The organism is Acinetobacter sp. NS-4, from assembly GCF_037402435.1.
Taxonomy (GTDB): Bacteria; Pseudomonadota; Gammaproteobacteria; order Pseudomonadales; family Moraxellaceae; genus Acinetobacter.
The window spans coordinates 126,819-146,539 of the sequence record NZ_JBBEUE010000008.1; the positions used below are offsets into that span (position 1 = coordinate 126,819).

At 40.5% G+C, this 19,721-nt stretch carries 21 protein-coding genes, 2 tRNA genes and 1 pseudogene; 15 read left to right on the top strand and 9 right to left on the bottom strand.

Translation table 11 applies throughout. The annotated features are described in order from the left end of the window. The 6 genes from WAE57_RS08375 (at position 1) to WAE57_RS08400 (ending at position 8,637) form a co-directional block, all read left to right on the top strand. Positions 1-1,044 (top strand): HNH endonuclease signature motif containing protein, encoded by a 1,044-nt coding sequence (locus tag WAE57_RS08375; RefSeq protein ID WP_180039811.1) that lies wholly within the window; start codon positions 1-3, stop codon positions 1,042-1,044. A gap of 225 nt (positions 1,045-1,269) precedes the next feature. After that, complete coding sequence (locus WAE57_RS08380) at positions 1,270-2,838, top strand: type I restriction-modification system subunit M (protein WP_337710002.1); 1,569 nt, start codon at positions 1,270-1,272, stop codon at positions 2,836-2,838. Continuing rightward, positions 2,838-3,953 carry a restriction endonuclease subunit S gene (locus WAE57_RS08385; RefSeq protein WP_337710004.1) on the top strand — a complete coding sequence of 372 codons (1,116 nt, stop codon included), beginning with the start codon at positions 2,838-2,840 and terminating at the stop codon, positions 3,951-3,953. The genes WAE57_RS08380 and WAE57_RS08385 overlap by 1 nt, the downstream gene beginning before the upstream one ends. A gap of 9 nt (positions 3,954-3,962) precedes the next feature. Then, positions 3,963-4,814, top strand: a complete 852-nt coding sequence (locus WAE57_RS08390; RefSeq protein ID WP_337710006.1) for an HNH endonuclease — start codon at positions 3,963-3,965, stop codon at positions 4,812-4,814. A 17-nt stretch (positions 4,815-4,831) separates the two neighbouring features. Continuing rightward, positions 4,832-5,731 (top strand): DUF5655 domain-containing protein, encoded by a 900-nt coding sequence (locus WAE57_RS08395; RefSeq protein WP_337710008.1) that lies wholly within the window; start codon positions 4,832-4,834, stop codon positions 5,729-5,731. Positions 5,732-5,760: 29 nt separating this feature from the next. Further along, a complete protein-coding gene (locus WAE57_RS08400) occupies positions 5,761-8,637 on the top strand; it encodes a type I restriction endonuclease subunit R (RefSeq protein WP_337710009.1) in 2,877 nt (958 codons plus the stop codon). Between the two features lie 41 nt (positions 8,638-8,678). Here the strand turns inward: WAE57_RS08400 and WAE57_RS08405 are convergent. The 6 genes and pseudogenes from WAE57_RS08405 to WAE57_RS08430 form a co-directional block, all read right to left on the bottom strand. Then, positions 8,679-8,795: pseudogene (locus tag WAE57_RS08405) on the bottom strand (IS5/IS1182 family transposase); the annotation flags it as partial. A gap of 119 nt (positions 8,796-8,914) precedes the next feature. Next, complete coding sequence (locus tag WAE57_RS08410) at positions 8,915-9,658, bottom strand: ATP-binding protein (RefSeq protein WP_156188724.1); 744 nt, start codon at positions 9,656-9,658, stop codon at positions 8,915-8,917. A 10-nt stretch (positions 9,659-9,668) separates the two neighbouring features. Further along, positions 9,669-10,271 carry a DUF1376 domain-containing protein gene (locus tag WAE57_RS08415; protein WP_156188725.1) on the bottom strand — a complete coding sequence of 201 codons (603 nt, stop codon included), beginning with the start codon at positions 10,269-10,271 and terminating at the stop codon, positions 9,669-9,671. A gap of 72 nt (positions 10,272-10,343) precedes the next feature. After that, positions 10,344-10,592 (bottom strand): hypothetical protein, encoded by a 249-nt coding sequence (locus tag WAE57_RS08420; protein ID WP_156188726.1) that lies wholly within the window; start codon positions 10,590-10,592, stop codon positions 10,344-10,346. Next, complete coding sequence (locus WAE57_RS08425) at positions 10,585-11,766, bottom strand: DUF3596 domain-containing protein (protein ID WP_156188727.1); 1,182 nt, start codon at positions 11,764-11,766, stop codon at positions 10,585-10,587. Before WAE57_RS08425 ends, WAE57_RS08420 begins: the two co-directional genes overlap by 8 nt. A gap of 13 nt (positions 11,767-11,779) precedes the next feature. Further along, positions 11,780-11,995: a hypothetical protein gene (locus WAE57_RS08430; RefSeq protein ID WP_001054887.1), complete on the bottom strand. Its 216-nt coding sequence runs from the start codon at positions 11,993-11,995 to the stop codon at positions 11,780-11,782. Between the two features lie 110 nt (positions 11,996-12,105). Between WAE57_RS08430 and WAE57_RS08435 the strand changes: the two genes are divergently transcribed. Beyond that, positions 12,106-12,312, top strand: coding sequence for a helix-turn-helix transcriptional regulator (locus tag WAE57_RS08435; protein WP_004280956.1), 207 nt, complete (start codon positions 12,106-12,108; stop codon positions 12,310-12,312). Positions 12,313-12,704: 392 nt separating this feature from the next. On the opposite strand, the gene WAE57_RS08440 is transcribed toward WAE57_RS08435, so the two are convergent. Next, positions 12,705-12,780: transfer RNA gene (locus WAE57_RS08440), tRNA-Gly, on the bottom strand. A 48-nt stretch (positions 12,781-12,828) separates the two neighbouring features. Further along, positions 12,829-12,901 (bottom strand) — tRNA-Gly (locus tag WAE57_RS08445). Between the two features lie 234 nt (positions 12,902-13,135). On the opposite strand from WAE57_RS08445, the gene WAE57_RS08450 reads away from it, so the two are divergent. The 5 genes from WAE57_RS08450 (at position 13,136) to WAE57_RS08470 (ending at position 15,991) form a co-directional block, all read left to right on the top strand. Then, positions 13,136-13,447: a BolA family protein gene (locus WAE57_RS08450; RefSeq protein WP_237787591.1), complete on the top strand. Its 312-nt coding sequence runs from the start codon at positions 13,136-13,138 to the stop codon at positions 13,445-13,447. A gap of 16 nt (positions 13,448-13,463) precedes the next feature. Beyond that, on the top strand, positions 13,464-13,856 hold the full coding sequence (locus tag WAE57_RS08455) for a SirB2 family protein (RefSeq protein ID WP_337710021.1): 393 nt from the start codon (positions 13,464-13,466) through the stop codon (positions 13,854-13,856). An 82-nt stretch (positions 13,857-13,938) separates the two neighbouring features. Next, entirely contained in the window at positions 13,939-14,775 is an 837-nt protein-coding gene (locus WAE57_RS08460; protein ID WP_337710023.1) for a ParA family protein, read from the top strand. A 15-nt stretch (positions 14,776-14,790) separates the two neighbouring features. Next, positions 14,791-15,180 (top strand): hypothetical protein, encoded by a 390-nt coding sequence (locus tag WAE57_RS08465; protein WP_237787593.1) that lies wholly within the window; start codon positions 14,791-14,793, stop codon positions 15,178-15,180. Between the two features lie 220 nt (positions 15,181-15,400). Next, the gene (locus tag WAE57_RS08470) at positions 15,401-15,991 is read left to right on the top strand and encodes a LysE family transporter (RefSeq protein WP_337710025.1); all 591 of its coding nucleotides are present in this window, start codon (positions 15,401-15,403) and stop codon (positions 15,989-15,991) included. Between the two features lie 27 nt (positions 15,992-16,018). Here WAE57_RS08470 and WAE57_RS08475 read toward each other — a convergent pair whose 3' ends face one another. Continuing rightward, positions 16,019-16,651 carry a DedA family protein gene (locus tag WAE57_RS08475; RefSeq protein WP_337710027.1) on the bottom strand — a complete coding sequence of 211 codons (633 nt, stop codon included), beginning with the start codon at positions 16,649-16,651 and terminating at the stop codon, positions 16,019-16,021. Between the two features lie 194 nt (positions 16,652-16,845). Here WAE57_RS08475 and WAE57_RS08480 point away from each other — a divergent pair, with 194 nt between their 5' ends. The 3 genes from WAE57_RS08480 to guaA all read left to right on the top strand — a co-directional run bounded on the left by WAE57_RS08480 (position 16,846) and on the right by guaA (position 19,666). After that, complete coding sequence (locus WAE57_RS08480) at positions 16,846-17,298, top strand: DoxX family protein (RefSeq protein ID WP_237787595.1); 453 nt, start codon at positions 16,846-16,848, stop codon at positions 17,296-17,298. A gap of 124 nt (positions 17,299-17,422) precedes the next feature. Then, complete coding sequence (locus tag WAE57_RS08485) at positions 17,423-17,821, top strand: NirD/YgiW/YdeI family stress tolerance protein (RefSeq protein ID WP_337710029.1); 399 nt, start codon at positions 17,423-17,425, stop codon at positions 17,819-17,821. A gap of 276 nt (positions 17,822-18,097) precedes the next feature. Next, complete coding sequence (guaA, locus tag WAE57_RS08490) at positions 18,098-19,666, top strand: glutamine-hydrolyzing GMP synthase (RefSeq protein WP_337710031.1); 1,569 nt, start codon at positions 18,098-18,100, stop codon at positions 19,664-19,666. Positions 19,667-19,721: the final 55 nt, after the last annotated feature.

Sequence of the window (19,721 nt, forward strand, 5' to 3'; positions counted from 1 at the left end):
ATGTTATTCAGTATAGCCGAAATACCAACCCCTCAAGAACAGTTGAAATTCTTAAAGCATATTCAGCAGATTTTGCAGTCAGGGACTTTTACTTCGACATATAAGTTTGCTTTGCTGATAAGTATCACGCGTCTGGCGATTGAACAGGGGCAAGATACTGGTGCTGCCTTGCATTTAGAATATCAGGATATTGCTGAAAAGTTTATTGACTTATACTGGAAACAGTCACTGCCGTTTCAGTTTAACCAGTATGAGCCTTTTACTATTCATCAAAGCACTGGTAAGCAGGCAAAGATCATCAGTGAAATCCAGAAAGCACAGCAACAATTCAAGACCTTGGCCGCGTTGAGAAAGGATGTACTTTACTGGAACAGGTTGAAGCGAGCAGTTGCAACAACGGTAAAGCAAATGCCGGTGGTGTATTTGCAGAATTTGAATGGTCAAACCATAGAGTTTCTCTATAGTCTTGAAGATTCCAAGCAGTCCCTCAAGCTGTTGCCCAAGGTGATGTATTGCTTAAGACAATTTAGTGAAATCATTGAAGAGTTGTGCCAGAAGCGCTGGATTGATTTTGTTCGGCTAAACAAGCAGAACCTAGTGGTACTGGATGGTTTGCCTGATCTAGATGAATTCATGTTTGCCCCAAGTCGCAATCAACTGGGGAAGGTCGCGGACTTCTTAATTGACGTACAGCAATGCCAGTGTTTTTACTGTGGCAAAAGCCTAAAAAATTCAAAATATGCCGTGGATCATTTTATTCCATGGTCATTATATCCTGCCGATACCGGACATAATTTTGTCCTGGCGGATGAAAAGTGCAACTCACAAAAAAGTAATTATTTGGCGTCAGAACAATTTCTGCAACAGTGGCAGGAGCGGAACTATCTACATGATCAATCTATTGTTCGGGAAATTTCTCAATTAGGTTTTTTAACCGATCTGCAACGTTCGCATCGGGTTGCCGACTGGGCGTATAAGCAGGCAATAGAGAATGAATATTTAGTCTGGCTAGGTGGAAAAGATAAACATATATTAGGTGTTTAGTCCCATATCTGGAGTACTTTAATGTCTTTATTTTTCTGTAGTGAAGATTACTGGAGTAGGCTGCTATATAGTTTAGATTATGTCTCTATCTAGCGCCTGAATTGACAGATTACATCGCTTGACCACGACAATTCATGTCCTTGTCCACCTTTTTACTGCTGCATAATTTAGAATTTTAGGTAAAATCATTTTATTAATGATTTACTTATTTGGACTCCTATAACAATGACCCAGGTGCAACTGCAACAATTACAAAAACAACTTTGGAATATTGCCAATACTTTGCGTGGCACCATGGGCGCCGATGAATTCCGTGATTACATACTGGGCTTTATTTTCTTTAAATATTTATCAGAAAAGTCGGTGAACTTTGCCAACGAATTGCTCGATGGCGAAGAAGTCAGCTTTTTAGAATTAGATGAAAATAATGCTGAGCATGTGCCGTACATCGAAGAAATTAAAAAGAATGCCATTGCCGAAGTCGGTTATGCGCTCACACCAAAACAGCTATTCCATACCTTAGCCGAGCGTGGTCGTCAGGGCGAATTCATTTTGGATGATTTAACTGCGACCTTAAAATCAATTGAACAAAGCACGTTAGGCACCGACTCTGCCGATGACTTTGCCAACCTGTTTGAAGATTTGGATCTAAACTCGACCAAGCTCGGCAATAATGCCAGTGACCGTAATGCACTGGTGGCGAAAGTCCTCAGTCATTTAGATGACATTGATTTTGATATTAGTAATACCGAAGCCGATGTACTGGGTGATGCTTACGAGTACCTGATTGGTGAATTTGCCTCAGGCGCGGGCAAAAAAGCGGGGGAATTCTATACGCCGCAAACGGTATCGACCTTACTGGCGAAGATTGTCACCCAAGGTAAAGAGCGTTTACGTTCAGTCTATGACCCGACTTGCGGTTCAGGTTCTTTGTTGCTACGGGTAAAACGTGAAGTCAAAGATGTCGATATGATTTACGGTCAGGAAATGAACCGTACCACCTACAACTTGGCACGCATGAACATGATTCTGCATGATGTGCATTTTGCCAAGTTTGATATTAAGCAGGAAAACACTTTAACCCGTCCGCAGCATTTAGATAAAAAGTTTGATGCAGTGGTGGCGAATCCACCATTTTCTGCAAAATGGTCTGCCGATCCGTTATTTTTACAAGATGAACGTTTTGCTGCGTATGGCAAACTGGCGCCAAGTTCTAAAGCCGATATGGCTTTTGTACAGCACATGCTGTATCAACTGGATGACAATGGCACTATGGCGGTGGTGTTACCGCATGGCGTATTGTTCCGTGGTTCGAGTGAGGGCGTAATTCGTCAGTATTTGATTGAACAGATGAACGTGGTGGATGCCATTATTGGTCTACCCGCCAATATTTTCTATGGTACGTCTATTCCGACCTGTATTTTGGTGTTGAAGAAAAACCGTGAGCAGAGCGGCAATATTCTGTTTATTGATGCCAGCAATGATTTTGAAAAGCAGAAGAACCAAAACAAGTTATTGCCTGAGCATTTGGATAAGATTGTTGCGGCATTTGAAAAGCGTGAAAATATTGAAAAATATGCGCATGTCGCGACGTTGCAGGAAGTGAAAGATAACGATTACAACCTGAATATTCCGCGTTATGTGGATACTTTTGAAGCGGAAGCCGAGATTGATTTAGATGCGATTGCAAAACAGCTTCAAGCTTTGGAACAAGACAGCCAAAAAACCGATGCCATCATTGCAGATTTTTGTAAAGAGCTAGGTATTGTTTCACCATTTTCGGAGGTGAAGTAATGGCTACGCCAAAGTTAAGATTTAAAGAATTTGATGGGGATTGGTCTGCGCAAAAATATAAAGATGCACTTACTATTAAATATGGTAAAGATCATAAATTACTTGAGGATGGAGAAATACCTGTTTACGGCACAGGCGGTGTGATGCGTTATGTCAATCAATACCTATACGATGGTGAAAGTATTCTTATCGGTCGTAAAGGTACAATTGATCAACCAAAATATGTAAATGAAAAATTTTGGACAGTAGATACTCTTTTTTATTCAGAAATTAAGCAGAATATTTATCCTTTATTCATTTATCAACACGCTTTGCAAGTGAACTGGCTTGGATTAAATGAAGCAACTGGTGTGCCTAGTTTAAATACAACCTCGATTAATAATGTTGATATTTATCTCCCATCCAAAGAAGAACAAACCAAAATCGCCTCTTTTCTTTCTGCTGTGGATGAAAAGATTAGCCAACTCACGCAAAAGAATGAGCTACTCAGCCAATATAAACAAGGCATGATGCAGAAGTTGTTTAGCCAGCAAATTCGTTTTAAAGCGGATGATGGTAGTGAGTTTGGGGAGTGGGTTTTATCTGAACTTGATCCGTATATTCAAGAGTCTAAAGATTCTTCTAAAATTCAAGATGAATATGAAGTATTAACTTCATCGAGGAGAGGATTAATTCGTCAAGCTGAATATTTTGAAGATAGCCGCTTAGCTGATAGAGAAAATATAGGCTTTAATATCATTCAACCTAATCAAATAACATATAGATCAAGAAGTGATGATGGACTTTTTTTCTTCAATCTTAATGAATTAAACATTACGGGGATAATTAGTACGTATTATCCTGTTTTTACCATGAAAAATGGAAATAATAAGTTCTTCTATGAGTGTTTGAATTTTCATAAGCATAAATATATTCAATATGCAGTTGGAACATCTCAGTTAGTACTTTCTCTAAATCAATTAAGAAAAATTAAATTTAGAATCCCTTGCATTGAAGAACAAACCAAAATTGCCAATTTTCTCTCTGCGATTGACGAAAAAATTGAAGTCGTAGCACAGCAAATTGAACAAGCCAAAAAGTGGAAAAAAGGCTTGTTACAGCAGATGTTTGTGTAGGGGAAAGTTATGGCAAATTGGCTAGTAACCGTGAATTATGCTGAGTTTGATTTAGAAGCAGCTTATGAGGCTTTGCCGCAGATTTATTGGAAGAATTCAGCCACTAGTGAAGGTAAAGGGTTACAAATCAATGATATTGTTCATGTATATGTGACCCAACCCATCTCAAAGGTGATGTATCAATTCAAAGTTATTAGGCATGCGGAAAACTCAGAATACCCAGTAGCACAGAAAGCATTTTGGTCGGATAAAAAGAAAATTGAAAGTTATCTAGGTGGGTACTCTATTTTTGAAAAGTTAAACAAAGTGGATAAATCCACTTTGTCTTTTGAATATTTCAGACAGGAAAACTTAATTCCTGATGCTCCTATTCAAGGCCGTCGCACAGATCGAGATAAAGCTTCAAATGATCCAATCCGCATTTTTTTAACTCATATTTTTAATGAGTTTAAAACTGATAGTGTGAATACCGACTATCCAGATGAAGCAGGTTTAGAAAATGAAACTTTTCCTGAAGGAGCTAAGCAAACGGTTTTAGTGAATAAATATGAGCGTAACCCTGAAGCAAGGGCTAAATGTATAGAAATTTATGGAACACGTTGTTGCGTTTGTGGCTTGAGCTTTGAACATATGTATGGCTCATTTGCTAAAGATTTCATCCATGTACATCATCTTAAGTCTTTGCACACGATTGGCGAACAATATGAAGTAGACCCTAAAGAAGATCTAAGACCAGTCTGTCCAAATTGTCACGCCATGCTCCATAAAACCGAAAATGGTCTTCCAATGACAATTGAGAGATTAAAACTTTTATATAGTGTTTCTTTGAGGAATCCGCTTAGACAAACATTTGAAGAATAAATAATTCGAGATTTTTAATGCAGCTTTATCAAACCCAAGCACAGTCATTAGTAGAACTTACAGAAGATCCTTTTCGTCTGGAAAGAGAGATTCAAAGCCTGTTTGAAAGTAATCTTTACAGTTTTACAGGTCTGGAATTCATCAAGTCCGAGTTCACGATCAAGAATAATCGTATTGACACGCTAGCTTTCGATCCCGAAAGTCAGGCCTTCGTAATTATCGAATACAAGCGTGAACGCAATTATAGCGTGATTGACCAAGGCGTTTCTTATCTGAATATGATGCTCGACTATAAGGCCGATTTTATCGTTGAGTACAATGAGAGCCAGAGCAAACAGCTTAAACGTCAGGATGTCGACTGGTCCCAGAGCCGAATCATCTTTGTTTCACCGAGCTTTACTGACTTTCAAAAGCAGTCTACTAATTTTAAAGACTTCAGCATTGAGCTGTGGGAAATCAAACGCTATCAGGGTGGAATTATTTCAGTCAATCCATTGCAGAAAACCAAATCAGCCCCTTCAATTAAGCAAGTGCAAAAGATGGGGTCTGAAGACATTAAAAAAATTGCTAAAGAAATCCAGACATATGATGAAGCTTATCACTTGGCGGATAAGTCTGATGACATTAAAGAGCTATATGAGCAATTCAGGGATTCGATTTTAAATCTAGCACCTGACATAGAAATGAATATTCGAAAAAACTATATTGCCTTTAAATGTAAGAATTCCAATCTTTTATATGTGCATTTTTTCAAAGATTTCATACGTTTTGATATTAGTGAGCAAAGAAAGAAATTAATCGATGATCCTAGAAATTTTTTTAAGGATGTGGTTGATGGAAATTATTGTGCTGTGAAAGTTAAAGATAGTGAAAATTTAGAATATATCTTGAGTTTAATTAAACAAACATTGAAGTGAATAATTTAAGATTTTAGAGGGAAAAGGAAATGACAGTACAAAGCGAATATCAACTTGAAAATGAACTGATTGGCCAGCTACAGCAATTAGGTTATGCCTCAGTCACGCTCAAGGACGAAAGCCAACTACTGTCTAACCTGAAAACCCAAGTCGAACGCGCCAATGGACTAGCGCCACTGTCAGAAACGGAATGGAAACAGGTCATCAGTTTTTTAAATACGGGTACAGTGTTTGAACGCGCCAAAAATCTGCGTGATCTGTTCCCAGTCAAATTTGATGACGGCAGCAGTAAACACCTTTTTTTCCTGTCTGATGATCCTAGCAAAAATATTTATCAGGTCACTAATCAAATCACCATCGACCACCGCGACTATAATGGCAGAACCAGCCGTTTTGATGTGACCTTACTGGTCAATGGTTTGCCTTTGGTACAGATCGAGCTGAAAAAACGCGGCATGGAAATAGCCGAAGCCTTTAACCAGACTCAGCGTTATACTCGTGAAGCGTATTGGGCTGGGCAAGGGCTATTTGGCTTTATCCAGTTGTTTGTGATTAGTAATGGTGCCAATACCCGTTACTACTCCAACGGCACGACCGGCATTGAATTTGCCTTTCCCTGGGCCGATGTCAGCAACAAACACGTCAATGAAATTGTCGACTTTGCCGAAGCTTTTTTCAATCAGCAGCATCTGACCCAAATGCTGACCCAGTACATGGTGCTGCTAGAAACCACCAAAAGCCTGATGGTGCTGCGTCCCTATCAGATTTATGCAGTACAGAAAATTGTGGAGCATGTGCAAAACTCCGATCAGAACGGCTATATCTGGCATACCACAGGATCAGGAAAAACCCTGACTTCATTTAAAGCCAGTCAGATCATCATGCAAATGCCTGATGTAGAAAAAGTCCTGTTTGTGGTGGATCGTAATGACCTCGACACACAAACCTCACGTGAGTTTAATGCTTTTAAAGCCGACAGCGTGGACAGCACCGATAACACATCGACCTTGGTGAAACAGCTGGATCAACGTCATGACAAACTGATTGTGACCACCATCCAAAAACTCAATCGAGCCATCAGCACCGACCGTTATTTAGAATCGATTGATTATCTTAAAAATAAAAAAGTGGTCTTTATCTTTGATGAATGTCATCGCAGTCAATTTGGTGAGACCCATCAGAACATCAAAAAATTCTTCAGCAATGCACAAATGTTTGGTTTTACCGGTACGCCTATTTTTGAAAAGAACAGCCAAAGCAAAGCAGGTTTAAAACTCACCACAGACTACCTGTTTAATGAGTGTTTGCATAAATACGTGATTGTCGATGCCATCCGTGACCGTAATGTCTTGCAGTTCCAAATTGATTATCGGGGCAAATACACCGCCAAAGGAATGGCGACGAATGAAAGTTATGAGGAAGATGTAGAAGGCATCGATACCAAAGAACTGTATGACAATCCGCAACGCCTTGAAATGATTGCCCGCTACATTGTCAATATTCACGATACCAAAACTCGTAATCGCGAATTTACCGCAATGTTCTGTGTCAGTTCGGTCGAAACACTGACCCAATATTACGACCTCTTTGAAAAGGTGCAGGCTGAAAAGCAAATTGAAGATGAAGCACAAGGTCGGATATTTAAGCCTTTGACCATTGCCACCATCTTTTCCTATGCGGCAAATGAGGCTGTACCGACTGATGACTTAACTGGCTTGATTCATGAAGAAGCCGCAGATATTCCAAGTCAGGTCAATTCATCCAGTCGGGATAAGCTAGATCGCTACATAGCGAATTACAATCGACAGTTTAAAACCAACTACAATTCTGGTGATCAATTTTATGCGTACTACCGCGACATTGCACAGCGCGTAAAAAACAGACAGATTGATATTCTAATCGTGGTCAATATGTTCCTCACGGGCTTTGACTCTAAGCCGTTAAATACCTTGTATGTCGATAAAAACCTAAAATATCATGGCTTGATTCAAGCATTCTCACGCACCAACCGTGTCTATAACGATAAGAAGCCATTTGGAAACATTATCTGCTTCCGTAACCTGAAACGTGCGACAGATGAAGCACTGGCGCTATTTTCCAATAAAGATGCGCAAAAGGTGGTACTGGTTCCAAGCTTTGAGGAAATTAAGCAGGATTATGATGCTGCTGTTCAGAAGTTGCTCAAGATCACGCCTGATTATCAAAGCGTGGATGATCTCATGACAGAAGATCAGCAGTTGGAGTTTATTAAGGCCTTCCGTGAAGTGATGCGTTATAACGCTCAGCTGCAAACCTTTATCGAATACGATCAGAACCAGACCGCTTTAGATAAACAGCACTTTGCCAATTTTGCTTCCAAGTATGCTGACTTATGTCGTGATGTACGCAAGACTACGAAAAAAGAAAAAGTCTCTGTACTGGATGATGTCGATTTCCAATTGGATCTGCTACATAGTGACCGGATCAATGTGGGCTATATTATCAATTTGCTGCAAATGGCTCTGGATAGCGGGGATGAGGCCAAACGCAAGAAATACGAAGCACAGATACATGATCTAATTGGTAATGAAGTTACCTTGCATGACAAGCAGGAACTGATTCAGAAGTTCATTGAAGAAAACATGCCGAAGATGATCAATGGTCAAAGCGTACAAGATGCCTTTGCACAATTTTGGGATATCGAAAAAGAACAGGCTTACCAGCAGCTTTGTGAACAGGAAAATCTAAAGCCTGAAGCGATGAAAGAAGTACTCGATCACTATGAATATACGCATCGTTTGCCACGTAAAGAAGAGTTGAAGGACTTACCAAACTATAAGGTTAAGCTGTTTGAGCGGGATAATGTTTTGACCAGTTTAATGGTGAAGACAAGGCAATTGATTGAGAAGTTTTATGTGGGATTTTAATTGAGGTAAGGCTTTGTTGCACAAACCTAGCTTAGAAGGGGCGCATACCATTGCGTAGCAGGGTCAAACCAAATGGCAATATTTCCGCGACTCATGAGTGCTCGGTTATATGCGGGCCAATTGGTTGTGCGGTAGATTTTGTGTGTAGGCTTCTTCATTTGAAAATTATATCGCTGAAAAACCCTTTACAGATAGGTTTGTGCAACAAAGCCACTTAATTTAAAAAAGAGATAAGTTAAAAAGAGCCGTCTAACAAGGCTCTTTTTTGCAAGCAGTATTAAGTAATCCTTTGATCTGCCCAGTAGCATGGAACAATGATCAGGCTATTTTCATGCAACCTTGACCATAATCGGACACCTAAATCCCGCTGCATATTTTGGACTGTGAAATTGGAAATCAGCAGGGTAGATTTCATATTGTCATAACGACTATATAAGACCTTATGCACCATCTCCAGGCGTTTTTCATGCCGGTCATGCAGGCCATATTCATCAATCACTAATAAATCAAAGCTGGAGAAATGGTCGATGACTTCCTTTTCAGAGCGTGAAGCATCTGACCAAGTGTCCATCATTTTTTGAGCAATTTCTGCACTGGTATAGTAGCGTGCAGATTTTGTACTGTTATGCAGAATGTTGCGAATAATTGATGCACTCAGATGGGTTTTACCTGTACCCGGTGTACCAATCATCAACATATTCGGGTTGTGGTCAGAAATAATCTGCTGTGCAAAGGCCTGACATAGCTTGATGGTATTGTCTTGTGCAGGGCATGCAACTACATAATTCTTGAAGCCACGATCCAGGTAGCGTTTATTGAGCCCTGAATTTTTAATTTTCTGTTGTAGCAATCGCTGTTGCAGTTCATTCTCATAGGCTGCATGTGAGTGATCGACGGTTTCTTTGGCACACAATTTACAGAGCCTGTGACCCGCAATTTCCATTAGGGGTATATGATGGGTAGGGCAAGCTGTTTCCGTTGTTTCTGCGCGAAACTGGAGCGTTTTAAGCATGGTATTCATGATTATTCTCCTAAATCCATTTTGAATTTTCTAAAAAACTCTCATTTTTTTCTTCAAAATTTGAAGATGAAGATGAAGATGAAGATGAAGATGAAGATGAAGATGAAGATGAAGATGAAGATGAAGATGAAGATGAAGATGAAGATGAAGATGAAGATGAAGGGCATGATTCAAGCATGACTTGAGTAATACTCGGGCTCTTCTCAGGAGCTGCTTGAGCATTTACTTTTCGTTGCTTGGTTGATGCTTGAGCATCACTTGCGGATTTACCCCAACGTGCTTGAGCTGCATTTTTAGCTTTATCAGATTTCATTTGCTGATTTTGCAATGCCTGGCTTTTTAAACTGGTTAAAAAACTTGAATGAATCTGCTCAGACTCGACTTCAAACAATTCCAGAGCCATCAGCGTATTCAACAAAGTTTTAGCCTTGGTGTGCTGAGGTAATTTCGTGATGCTACATACAGTAGCTAGGTCATGAGGGATGGCACCATTTTTCCAGAAATCCATCATTAACAGCAGTGCCGCACCAATTTGTTCTGCCGTCATTCGTGCAAATTTTGCCTGTAGGTCGCCAATATAGAGTGGCATCCAAATTGAAATATCTTTATGCATGTGTTCACCTTTTTATAGATATAGAGGGGCTAAGGTCATCGATTGGATGACCTTCTGTCTGTGTTTGTTTTATTAGTGAGCGAGACTCATTAAGCGGAGACGGGCCTGTTGGGCCAAGTCATCGTAATGGGCTTGCCCTTCATCCAACATTCGCTGTAACCAGAGTCTCAACGCCTGGTGATCATCGAAGCATTTATTGATTTCCAACAAAAAAGCTAGATTGTGAAGTTTGGGAATGTGTAGCTCATGGATTAATTCACGAGCGACCATATCTGCTTCAGCGCTGACGACCACACCACCAAAGAAAGCTTTACTATTCATGTGCAAGCTCCTCTGTATTTAGTTTTTCCAGCATGGCTTCAAATGCACTGCCATCGCGGCGCGTAACATTGGGAATATAGCGGCTATAGACCCGGAACAGCATTTCAGTCGTTGAATGGCCCAGCTGGCGTGCGATCCATTCTGGATTCTCGCCTGCCGACAGCCAGAGCGTTGCAGCGGTATGACGTGTTTGATAAGCACGACGAGGCTTTAGTCCTAAATAGCGTAGCAGGGGATGCCAGACACGTTTATTCACTAAACGATAATCGAGAGGTCCACCATCGCGGTTACAGAAGACAAACTCTGATTTACCATTATTTAAGCTTTTCTGTTGCAGAAAGGCCTGATAAACCCGATCACTCATCTGGATCGTGCGGTCAGAACCATAAGTTTTAGTTCCACCAAGCTCCCCATTCACCAATGCTTCACGAATGTGGATTTCCCGACGTTGTAAGTCCACATTTTTCCATTGCAAGCCATCGATCTCACTGGTGCGCATACCTGTGAAAAATCGAACAGTATAATAAGGCTTAAAATCATCACGAACTGTGGCAAGGATTGCGTGTACTTCCTTTAATGAAAAAGGTGTTACTTCAATCTTTCCTTGCTTTAAGTTCTTGATATTTTTATAAGGGCTATCAAATTCATATCGTTCGGCAGCACTATCGAGTATCATACGAAGCACTATCATAATCTGGTTGATTCTTGATGGTGAAAGGCATTCTTGGTTTTTTCCGTTAGTCACTTTGGCGAGGGATGAACGGAATCCAAGAATGTCTGACTTTTTAATATTAATAACAGGAATTGCGCCAAAAAAAGGGATCAAGTACTTTTTGATTACAATTTGAATTTTTCCCTTGTAGCTTGTACGCCACTCTATTTCTTTATCAGTGAACCAGATTTCACAGAACTTTGAAAATAGAGGTGTTTTAGAGCTGATTTCATTTACTCTGTTTTCTGCATTTTTGATTTCTTTCAAACGAGAACTTTTTGGAAAGTACTTAGCATAGTCAAAAATACCCAATAAGATTTCCGCTTCCATTCGCTCAATCACTTTTTCAAGCTTTTTGCGATTTGGAGCATTGTCTTCAAGAGCTGTTGTTTCACGACAACGGATGTTTAAGTATCGAAAATCGACACATAACTTACCGTATCTAGTACGGATGGCAGCCATAATAATATCCTCCTTATTGAAGTTGTAGGCTGTGTAGCGAGCCTAAAGTGGTTTTAGTCATATCTTCTTCAATACGCTCCCATACATATAAAATTTTGCGTCCACCAAAAGGGCGGATGTAATGAATGCCTTCGATTAGAACACTGTCCTTCAACTGATTTCGGATAGTGCGTTCGTTGTAATGGATTCGTTCCGCCAGTTCTTTTGTAGTAATATAAGTAAGATTCATGTTTGTATCCTTTTATAAAGTATCACAATGGTGTTATTTAAGATCACAATGCAATAATAAATGCGTTTAATACATCATGCAAGTACTTTATTACACAATGGTGGTAATTAATGATAGTTTGTAACTTGCCTGTTCTTTTGGCGGAACGAAGAATGAAAGTGGCAGATGTAGCTCGGGCAACCGGAATGAGTAAGACGACTTTACATAAGCTTTATAATGGTCAATCAACTCGTATTGATTTTGAAACATTAGAAAAATTGTGCGTATTGTTAAATGTAGACGTTGGCGATTTATTAAAGTTCAAGCCAGATGAATAATTATTGCTAATAAAAAGCGTCATGTAATTTAATAATTTTCTAGTTAGTATATTGTTTTTATTAAGTATTTTTGGTGACCAAATTTGGTCACCATTTTTATAAAGTAGTGAAAAAGACTTCAATAAAAGTCAGAATGAAGTATTTTAAGTTTTTTTAGAATTACTCAGCCGATGTTCACTAAAATTTATACAAAATCTTTAATATATTGATCTATATGTGATGGTTACAGGGCACGTTTAGGTCACTTTTGGTCACGTAAGCCCACTCTTAACTGATCTAACTTAACTTTTTACTCGCGTTGAAGCTGATAGCTTTATAGACTGAAAGAAAAAATATTATTTAAAATCAATAATAAAAAAAGCCCCCATCTTTCGATGAGGGCTTTTAGAATTTGGAGCGGGAAACGAGACTCGAACTCGCGACCCCAACCTTGGCAAGGTTATGCTCTACCAACTGAGCTATTCCCGCGGAGTCTATAAAGTTTTTTAAGTGAAAAAACTAAATGAAAAAATTTTGAGCGGGAAAGGAGACTCGAACTCCCGACCCCAACCTTGGCAAGGTTATGCTCTACCAACTGAGCTATTCCCGCATGCCGTGTATAATACATTATGCAAAAATAGGGTCAATAACTTTGTGAAAAAACTTGTATCAATTGCATAAAATAAAACCATTTTGTCCATGTTTGCTGATTTTCTAAACAGGATTGAGATTGGAAATCCGACTTTTCGCTTGAAATGGATAAATGATTGCTGTGACGGGCACGAAGATTGAATCGGAACACGTTATACTGAAGCCAAAGATTGAGCTATTTGGGAGTGTTATTGTGAATATAGAACAGCAACTGATTCAGTGCCTGCAAGATTTGTCGCCGCTGCATTTAGAGGTGGTGAACGAATCATCGGGTCATGGCGGCTATTTCCCCGGTAAAGAATCACATTTTAAGGTGATTGTGGTCAGTGACATTTTCCAAGGCTTACGTTTAGTACAACGTCATCAAAAAATCTATGCGGCTGCTGGGGACTTGCTAGCTCCCGAGCGTATTCATGCACTGGCAATTCATGCTTTTGTGCCATCGGAATGGCAAGGACAAGCAACACCCAGTCCTGAATGTGCGCATGCACCAAAAGTTGAATAAGAAGGAAGATTAAACAATGGATTTGCAGTTAACCGTTAAAATTGTGCATATGATTGCCGTGACCCTGTTAATTGGGGCAATCATTGCACGTGGTTTGACTTTATTTGTTGGAGTAAAGGGGAATCAACCGAATCCGGTGGCACGGAAACTTTTGGTCGCATGGCAGCATCTGGCTATGACGGTCATCATTTTGACCGGGCTAACGTCTTTGGTAATTAAACATTTTGAAGTGCAGCCTTGGTTCTATGCCAAAATTGTGTTGTTCCTGGTATTACTGTCATCTTTAATTAAAACCTATAAAAAAGATGACAGCATTTTATTGGCACAACGTCGCGCAGGTTTGACCATTGCGGTGGTTACGCTGATCGCCCTCATCAGTCTGGTGATGATTAAGCCGAATTTTGGTTAATTGTTAGACATAATTATTCTAGTCGCAAGGCGTGTAGGTTAAACTGCAATTCATAGATAACTATAAATGATAGGGGATTCCAATGCTGATACGTGTGGTTTTTAATCAAAAAGGTGGGGTAGGCAAGTCCAGTATTGCAGTGAATTTGGCGGCAATTAGTGCACATCAAGGTTTGAAAACCTTGCTGATTGATCTCGATCCACAAGCCAATTCCAGTCAATATCTATTGGGGGATGATGCGACCTATACGGTAGATAAACCGGCGCTGGAACCGAATATTGAAAACTATTTCGAAGAAGTGCTGGGCACGACCCAAAGCAAGGGGCTTTTAGGCAATGCCATTGGTTCTATTTTAAAGAGCCGTGATAAAGGTCTGGAGCGCTATGTGCACCAATCCCCTTTTAAAAATCTGGATGTGATTCCTGCAAGTCCCACTTTGGGTGCACTGGCATATGCCTTAGAGTCAAAACACAAGATTTATAAATTACGTGATGCCTTGCAACAACTGCAAGGGCAGTATGACCGGGTTTATATCGATACTCCGCCTGCGTTTAACTTCTTCACGTTATCGGCGCTGATTGCAGCCAGTCGCGTGCTGATTCCTTTTGATTGTGACGTATTTTCCAAACGCGCTTTGCAGACCCTGATTGAAAATGTCATTGAAACTCAAGATGATCATAATGACCGACTGGAAATTGAAGGGATTGTGGTCAACCAGTTTCAGGCACAGGCCAAATTACCGCGTGAAGTGGTGCAACAGCTGAAAGATGAAAGCTTGCCGGTGTTAGATAGCATGTTGCCGCCTTCCATCTTAATGAAAGAATCACATCTGAAAAATCAGCCTTTAATCCATTTGGCAACCGATCATAAATTGACGCAAGCCTATCAATCGTTGTTCAATGAAATTGAGCATATATAAGTATTGAGATTTCTCATGAAAACGATTTATCTAAGCCTCCTTCTGGGAAGTACGGTCTTATTGGGTGCCTGTGCAACGACGGTGAAACCGAGCTATGTTTCTCCGACCCAGTATCAAGCACTCAATTGCCAGCAGTTGCAAAGTGAATATAACCGTATTCAGCAATATATCGACAATGGTGTGCAAGCACCAAAACGCACTGGCGTCGGTGTGGGTGTTGGTGTGGGCGGCGGTTGGGGCAGTCATGGCGGTTGGGGAATTGGCCCGAGTGTTTCGGTAAATATGGGACAATCTTCAAATACCAAAAATACTGAACTGGCACGTTTGTTAGGCGAGCAAGAAGCAGTAGTGCAGGCAGCACAATTCAAAAATTGTCCTATTATTGTTCGCAAGAAAGTTCAATAATTAATCGATTAATCACTCTATTCTTGTTCTTTAATCAAGGCTGGGGTGATTAAATTTTAGCAAAATGTTTCAATGTAAATATTATTAATATCAACTGGTTGTTATTTTTTAATGTAATCTTTAAACGCATCAGGTGATGTTTTTTTATCGAGAAATACTTGTCATTTTTTATCGGTTTCATATAAGGTGTGCCCCAGTTTAAGGGTGATATCAGGCAGTTATGATCGAGAGTTGGCTTTTTGTATTGGCAGTGATTGCGGTATTGATGATTCCGGGTCCAACCAATGCATTACTTGCAAGCTCAGCTTATCAACAAGGCATTGCCAAAACCAGTCTGTTTATTCCGGCAAAATTGCTCGGCTATTTTTATGCTATTAATTTATGGGCATTGTTCATTCATTTATGCAGTCCGGTGTGGCCGAATTTTATCCATATCCTGCATGTTTGTAGTGCCATTTATGTGAGTTGGATGGCTTTCCATTTGTGGAAAGCGTCAGATTTAGAAAAGCATAATCAACATCACCGTTCTATCCAGCCGCGCCAACTATTTTTCTCTACCTTCAAAAATCCTAAAGCCTTATTATTTGCTGCCGGTGTTTTACCGCTTGAAACCTGGAACAATCCGACTAATTTTGTGTTGGTATTTGCGGCATTCAGTTTGGTGCTGTTGCCTACGGCAGTGTTCTGGATGTCTTTTGGGCGTGCAATTTTGGCAGGTCAGTCCAGTCAAATAAAAGCCGATCTGTTATATAAAGGATCGGCCATGTTACTCATTATGTGTATGTTGCCTGTAGTGGTTCGATTTTTTTAATTTTTATTTCACATACCACACAGGAGTTTAAGCGGTCTTTTTCAGCTTTTGGCGAATAAAACCAATGATACCCGGCAAGACACTAATAATAATGATGCCAAAAATCAGATGGGTAAAATTGTCTTTGACAATTGGCATATTGCCAAATAGATAGCCCAGAGTCACAAAGGAACCGACCCAGCAAATGGCACCAATCACGTTAAAACTCAGGAAATATTTATAATTCATATGGCCTGCACCGGCGACAAATGGGGCAAAGGTACGGGCAAAAGGAACAAAACGTGCAAAAATAATGGTTTTACCGCCGTGTTTTTCAAAGAATTTTTGCGTATAGGTTAAATGCTTTTTATTAATGAATCGTGATTCAATTTCAAATACACGCGGCCCAATAAATTTACCAATATGATAATTCAGGGTATCGCCTAATACTGCTGCAGCAAATAGCAAGATGACCAGTACATAAGGATTCATTGCCCCTGTAGACGCCGCCAATGCCCCTGCAGCGAACAGCAGGCTATCACCCGGCAGAAACGGCATTACCACTAAACCGGTTTCTACAAAAATAATCAAGAAAAGAATGGCATAAATCCACACGCCGTAATCGGTGATAAATTTGAGCAGATGGGCATCAACGTGTAAGATAAAATCAAGCAGTTCCATGGCGCTACAGACAGCAAAAATGTGCTGAAATCCTAGCAGTCTGGGGCATGAAAGTCAGTACCAAAAAGAAAATTAATTGCATTTTCATCCTTCCCTTTTTTCGCAACGATTTATCTTACAAATTATTTATTGACCCTGATAAAAACAGGCTTAGGATGAAGAGGTCATTAAAACAAAAATCAAAAGGTGACCTCATGTTTAATCCTAATATGACAATAAAAAATTTACTTCAAGGCTCACAAACCGATGCTTTTACCAGCTTGGTTGCGCGTGTGCTAATTGCTTATATTTTTCTGGCTTCGGGCTGGATGAAAATCAATGCTTATGCTGCAACGGGTGGGTATATGGAGTCTAAAGGTGTTCCGGCCAGTCTGCTGCCTTTGAGTATCCTGGTCGTCGCTGGCGGTGGTCTGGCCTTGCTTTTTGGTTTCCAGGCCCGCCTGGCTGCCTTGGGCTTAGCCATTTTTACCTTTATTTGTGGCTTTATTTTCCACGGCACCGGGACTCCGGATGATGCCATTCACCTGATGAAAAATATTGCCATGACTGGTGGACTATTGTTCCTGATGTTGCACGGTGCAGGTAAATTCAGTGTAGATGACATGCTAGAGAGACCATCACCAGAATTGAGGAAAATAGAAGGTTGATTCTAGTTTGTACAGGCCTTTTTGTAATTACATAAAAGCTGTGCACAGTACATAAAAGCTGCGTACAAATTGCCAGAACTTTGCTTCAATAAAGCTTGATGAAGCTACCAAGGTGGAGTCAGTCATGAAGCAAATGTTATGGGTAATTTTTATCTCTGGTGTAATGTTTTCTACAGCATCCTGGGCGGGTAAAAGTGATCAGATGATCGTGAATGAAGCTGCCCAAAATATGGTAACGGTTGCGGAAGCAAAACAGCTGGCAGATGAAACTGCAGTGACCTTATCCGGCGTTATTGTCAAACGAATACGGGGCGATCATTTTGAGCTCAAAGATGGTTCCGGTTCAATTGACATTGATGTAGATGATGATTTCTGGAAACCGATGGGCTTAAAAGCCGGTGATCAGGTGAAAGTGATGGGTGAAGTGGATACCCAGAGTGGCCAATCCACCAACATCGATGTCGTTAAAATAGAAAAACTGGCAAATCGTAAGGATCAATGGCTTTGGTATAATCAAAACTAAGCTGCAAAATTTTACTTAATCACCAAAGTTTTAGAGAACATACGGCAAGATCAGACTGATGGAGTGGGCCAATATCTATCAGGACGATATTGAACGATATCCAAATCGTGAAAATAGAAAAATGGTAAAACAACAAGGCATCCACAGGGGTGCTTTGTTGTGCCAGAAATATAATGCAATCAACGAATTGAAAGCCTTGTGCGAATAGTGTGCTTAATGCGCCGAAAAATGATAGAATGCAGCGCTTATTTCGTTTGCCTTGCATAGTTGTTTGTCATGACTACCAATACTCAAATCACTGAAGACCGCATCCTGATCCTGGATTTCGGTTCTCAATACAGTCAGCTGATTGCACGTCGTGTGCGTGAAGCTGGTGTATATTCTGAAATGTATGCCTATGACATGTCTGAAGAAGACATTCGCGCATTTAAACCAAACGGTATCATCTTGTCGGGTGGTCCGGAAAGTGTTCATGAAGAAGGTAGTCCACGTGCGCCTGAAGTTGTATTCAACCTGGGCGTACCTGTATTGGGTATTTGCTACGGCTTGCAAACCATGTCCGAACAGCTTGGCGGTAAAGTAGAGCCAGGTACCGTGCATGAGTTTGGTTATGCTGCGGTAGACGTTTTGGTTCGTGACCAGCTTCTTGGTGATTTAAACGATGGTGACAACAAACTCAATGTTTGGATGAGCCATGGCGATAAAGTCAGTGCAATTCCAGAAGGTTTTTCTGTTACTGCCAGCACACCAAGCTGTCCATTTGCAGCAGTAAGCGATGAAAAACGCCGTTTCTATGGCGTACAGTTCCACCCGGAAGTGACCCATACTGCTAAAGGTGCCGAGTTATTGTCTAACTTCGTACACAGCATCTGTGGTTGCCGTAATCTTTGGAACTCTGAAAATATTATCGACCTTCGTGTTGAACAGTTACGTGAACAAATTGGCGACCAAAAAGTATTGCTTGGTCTTTCAGGTGGCGTAGATTCATCTGTAGTTGCTGCGCTTCTTCATAAAGCCATTGGCGATCAGTTGACTTGCGTATTTGTAGATAACGGTTTGCTCCGTTTGAACGAAGGCGAGCAAGTGATGGACATGTTTGCGAAAAACATGGGTATCCGTGTGATTCGTGCCGATGCTGAAGAACGTTTCTTGACTGCACTTGCAGGTGAAGTTGATCCTGAGAAAAAACGTAAAATCATTGGCCGTGAATTCATTGAAGTCTTTGCTGAAGAAGCACGTAAGCTTGATGGCGTAAATTTCCTTGCACAAGGTACAATTTATCCCGACGTAATCGAATCAGCTGCAACTAAAAACGGTAAGGCACACGTAATTAAATCACACCACAATGTGGGCGGTTTGCCGGAAGATTTAGCATTTGAACTGGTTGAGCCAATTCGTGACTTGTTTAAAGATGAAGTACGCCGTTTAGGTACCACTTTAGGTTTACCGCACGAAATGCTTTATCGTCATCCGTTCCCAGGTCCAGGTTTGGGCGTGCGTATTTTGGGTGAAGTGAAAAAAGAATATGCCGACATTCTTCGTCTGGCTGATGACATCTTCATGCAAGAACTTCGCGCTAGCGGTTGGTATGACAAAACTGCTCAAGCCTTCGCTGTATTCCAACCGGTTAAATCGGTAGGTGTCGTGGGTGATGGTCGTCGTTATGCATGGGTGATTGCACTTCGTGCCGTTGAAACTGTTGACTTCATGACAGCACGTTTTGCGCATCTTCCATATGAACTGGTAGACAAGATTTCGACTCGTATCATGAACGAAATTAAAGATGTTTCACGTGTAGTATATGACGTGTCATCTAAGCCACCAGCGACAATTGAGTGGGAATAATTTTCTAAAGAAAATTATATAAAAAAGAGCGCTTAGGCGCTCTTTTTTATATAAT

Bases quoted from the DNA above. Each gene is read 5' to 3' on its own strand.
- WAE57_RS08375 (WP_180039811.1), top strand. From the start codon at position 1: ATGTTATTCAGTATAGCCGAAATACCAACCCCTCAAGAACAGTTGAAA.
- WAE57_RS08380 (WP_337710002.1), top strand. From the start codon at position 1,270: ATGACCCAGGTGCAACTGCAACAATTACAAAAACAACTTTGGAATATT.
- WAE57_RS08385 (WP_337710004.1), top strand. From the start codon at position 2,838: ATGGCTACGCCAAAGTTAAGATTTAAAGAATTTGATGGGGATTGGTCT.
- WAE57_RS08390 (WP_337710006.1), top strand. From the start codon at position 3,963: ATGGCAAATTGGCTAGTAACCGTGAATTATGCTGAGTTTGATTTAGAA.
- WAE57_RS08395 (WP_337710008.1), top strand. From the start codon at position 4,832: ATGCAGCTTTATCAAACCCAAGCACAGTCATTAGTAGAACTTACAGAA.
- WAE57_RS08400 (WP_337710009.1), top strand. From the start codon at position 5,761: ATGACAGTACAAAGCGAATATCAACTTGAAAATGAACTGATTGGCCAG.
- WAE57_RS08410 (WP_156188724.1), bottom strand. From the start codon at position 9,658: ATGAATACCATGCTTAAAACGCTCCAGTTTCGCGCAGAAACAACGGAA.
- WAE57_RS08415 (WP_156188725.1), bottom strand. From the start codon at position 10,271: ATGCATAAAGATATTTCAATTTGGATGCCACTCTATATTGGCGACCTA.
- WAE57_RS08420 (WP_156188726.1), bottom strand. From the start codon at position 10,592: ATGAATAGTAAAGCTTTCTTTGGTGGTGTGGTCGTCAGCGCTGAAGCA.
- WAE57_RS08425 (WP_156188727.1), bottom strand. From the start codon at position 11,766: ATGGCTGCCATCCGTACTAGATACGGTAAGTTATGTGTCGATTTTCGA.
- WAE57_RS08430 (WP_001054887.1), bottom strand. From the start codon at position 11,995: ATGAATCTTACTTATATTACTACAAAAGAACTGGCGGAACGAATCCAT.
- WAE57_RS08435 (WP_004280956.1), top strand. From the start codon at position 12,106: ATGATAGTTTGTAACTTGCCTGTTCTTTTGGCGGAACGAAGAATGAAA.
- WAE57_RS08455 (WP_337710021.1), top strand. From the start codon at position 13,464: ATGGATTTGCAGTTAACCGTTAAAATTGTGCATATGATTGCCGTGACC.
- WAE57_RS08460 (WP_337710023.1), top strand. From the start codon at position 13,939: ATGCTGATACGTGTGGTTTTTAATCAAAAAGGTGGGGTAGGCAAGTCC.
- WAE57_RS08465 (WP_237787593.1), top strand. From the start codon at position 14,791: ATGAAAACGATTTATCTAAGCCTCCTTCTGGGAAGTACGGTCTTATTG.
- WAE57_RS08470 (WP_337710025.1), top strand. From the start codon at position 15,401: ATGATCGAGAGTTGGCTTTTTGTATTGGCAGTGATTGCGGTATTGATG.
- WAE57_RS08475 (WP_337710027.1), bottom strand. From the start codon at position 16,651: ATGGAACTGCTTGATTTTATCTTACACGTTGATGCCCATCTGCTCAAA.
- WAE57_RS08480 (WP_237787595.1), top strand. From the start codon at position 16,846: ATGTTTAATCCTAATATGACAATAAAAAATTTACTTCAAGGCTCACAA.
- WAE57_RS08485 (WP_337710029.1), top strand. From the start codon at position 17,423: ATGAAGCAAATGTTATGGGTAATTTTTATCTCTGGTGTAATGTTTTCT.
- guaA (WP_337710031.1), top strand. From the start codon at position 18,098: ATGACTACCAATACTCAAATCACTGAAGACCGCATCCTGATCCTGGAT.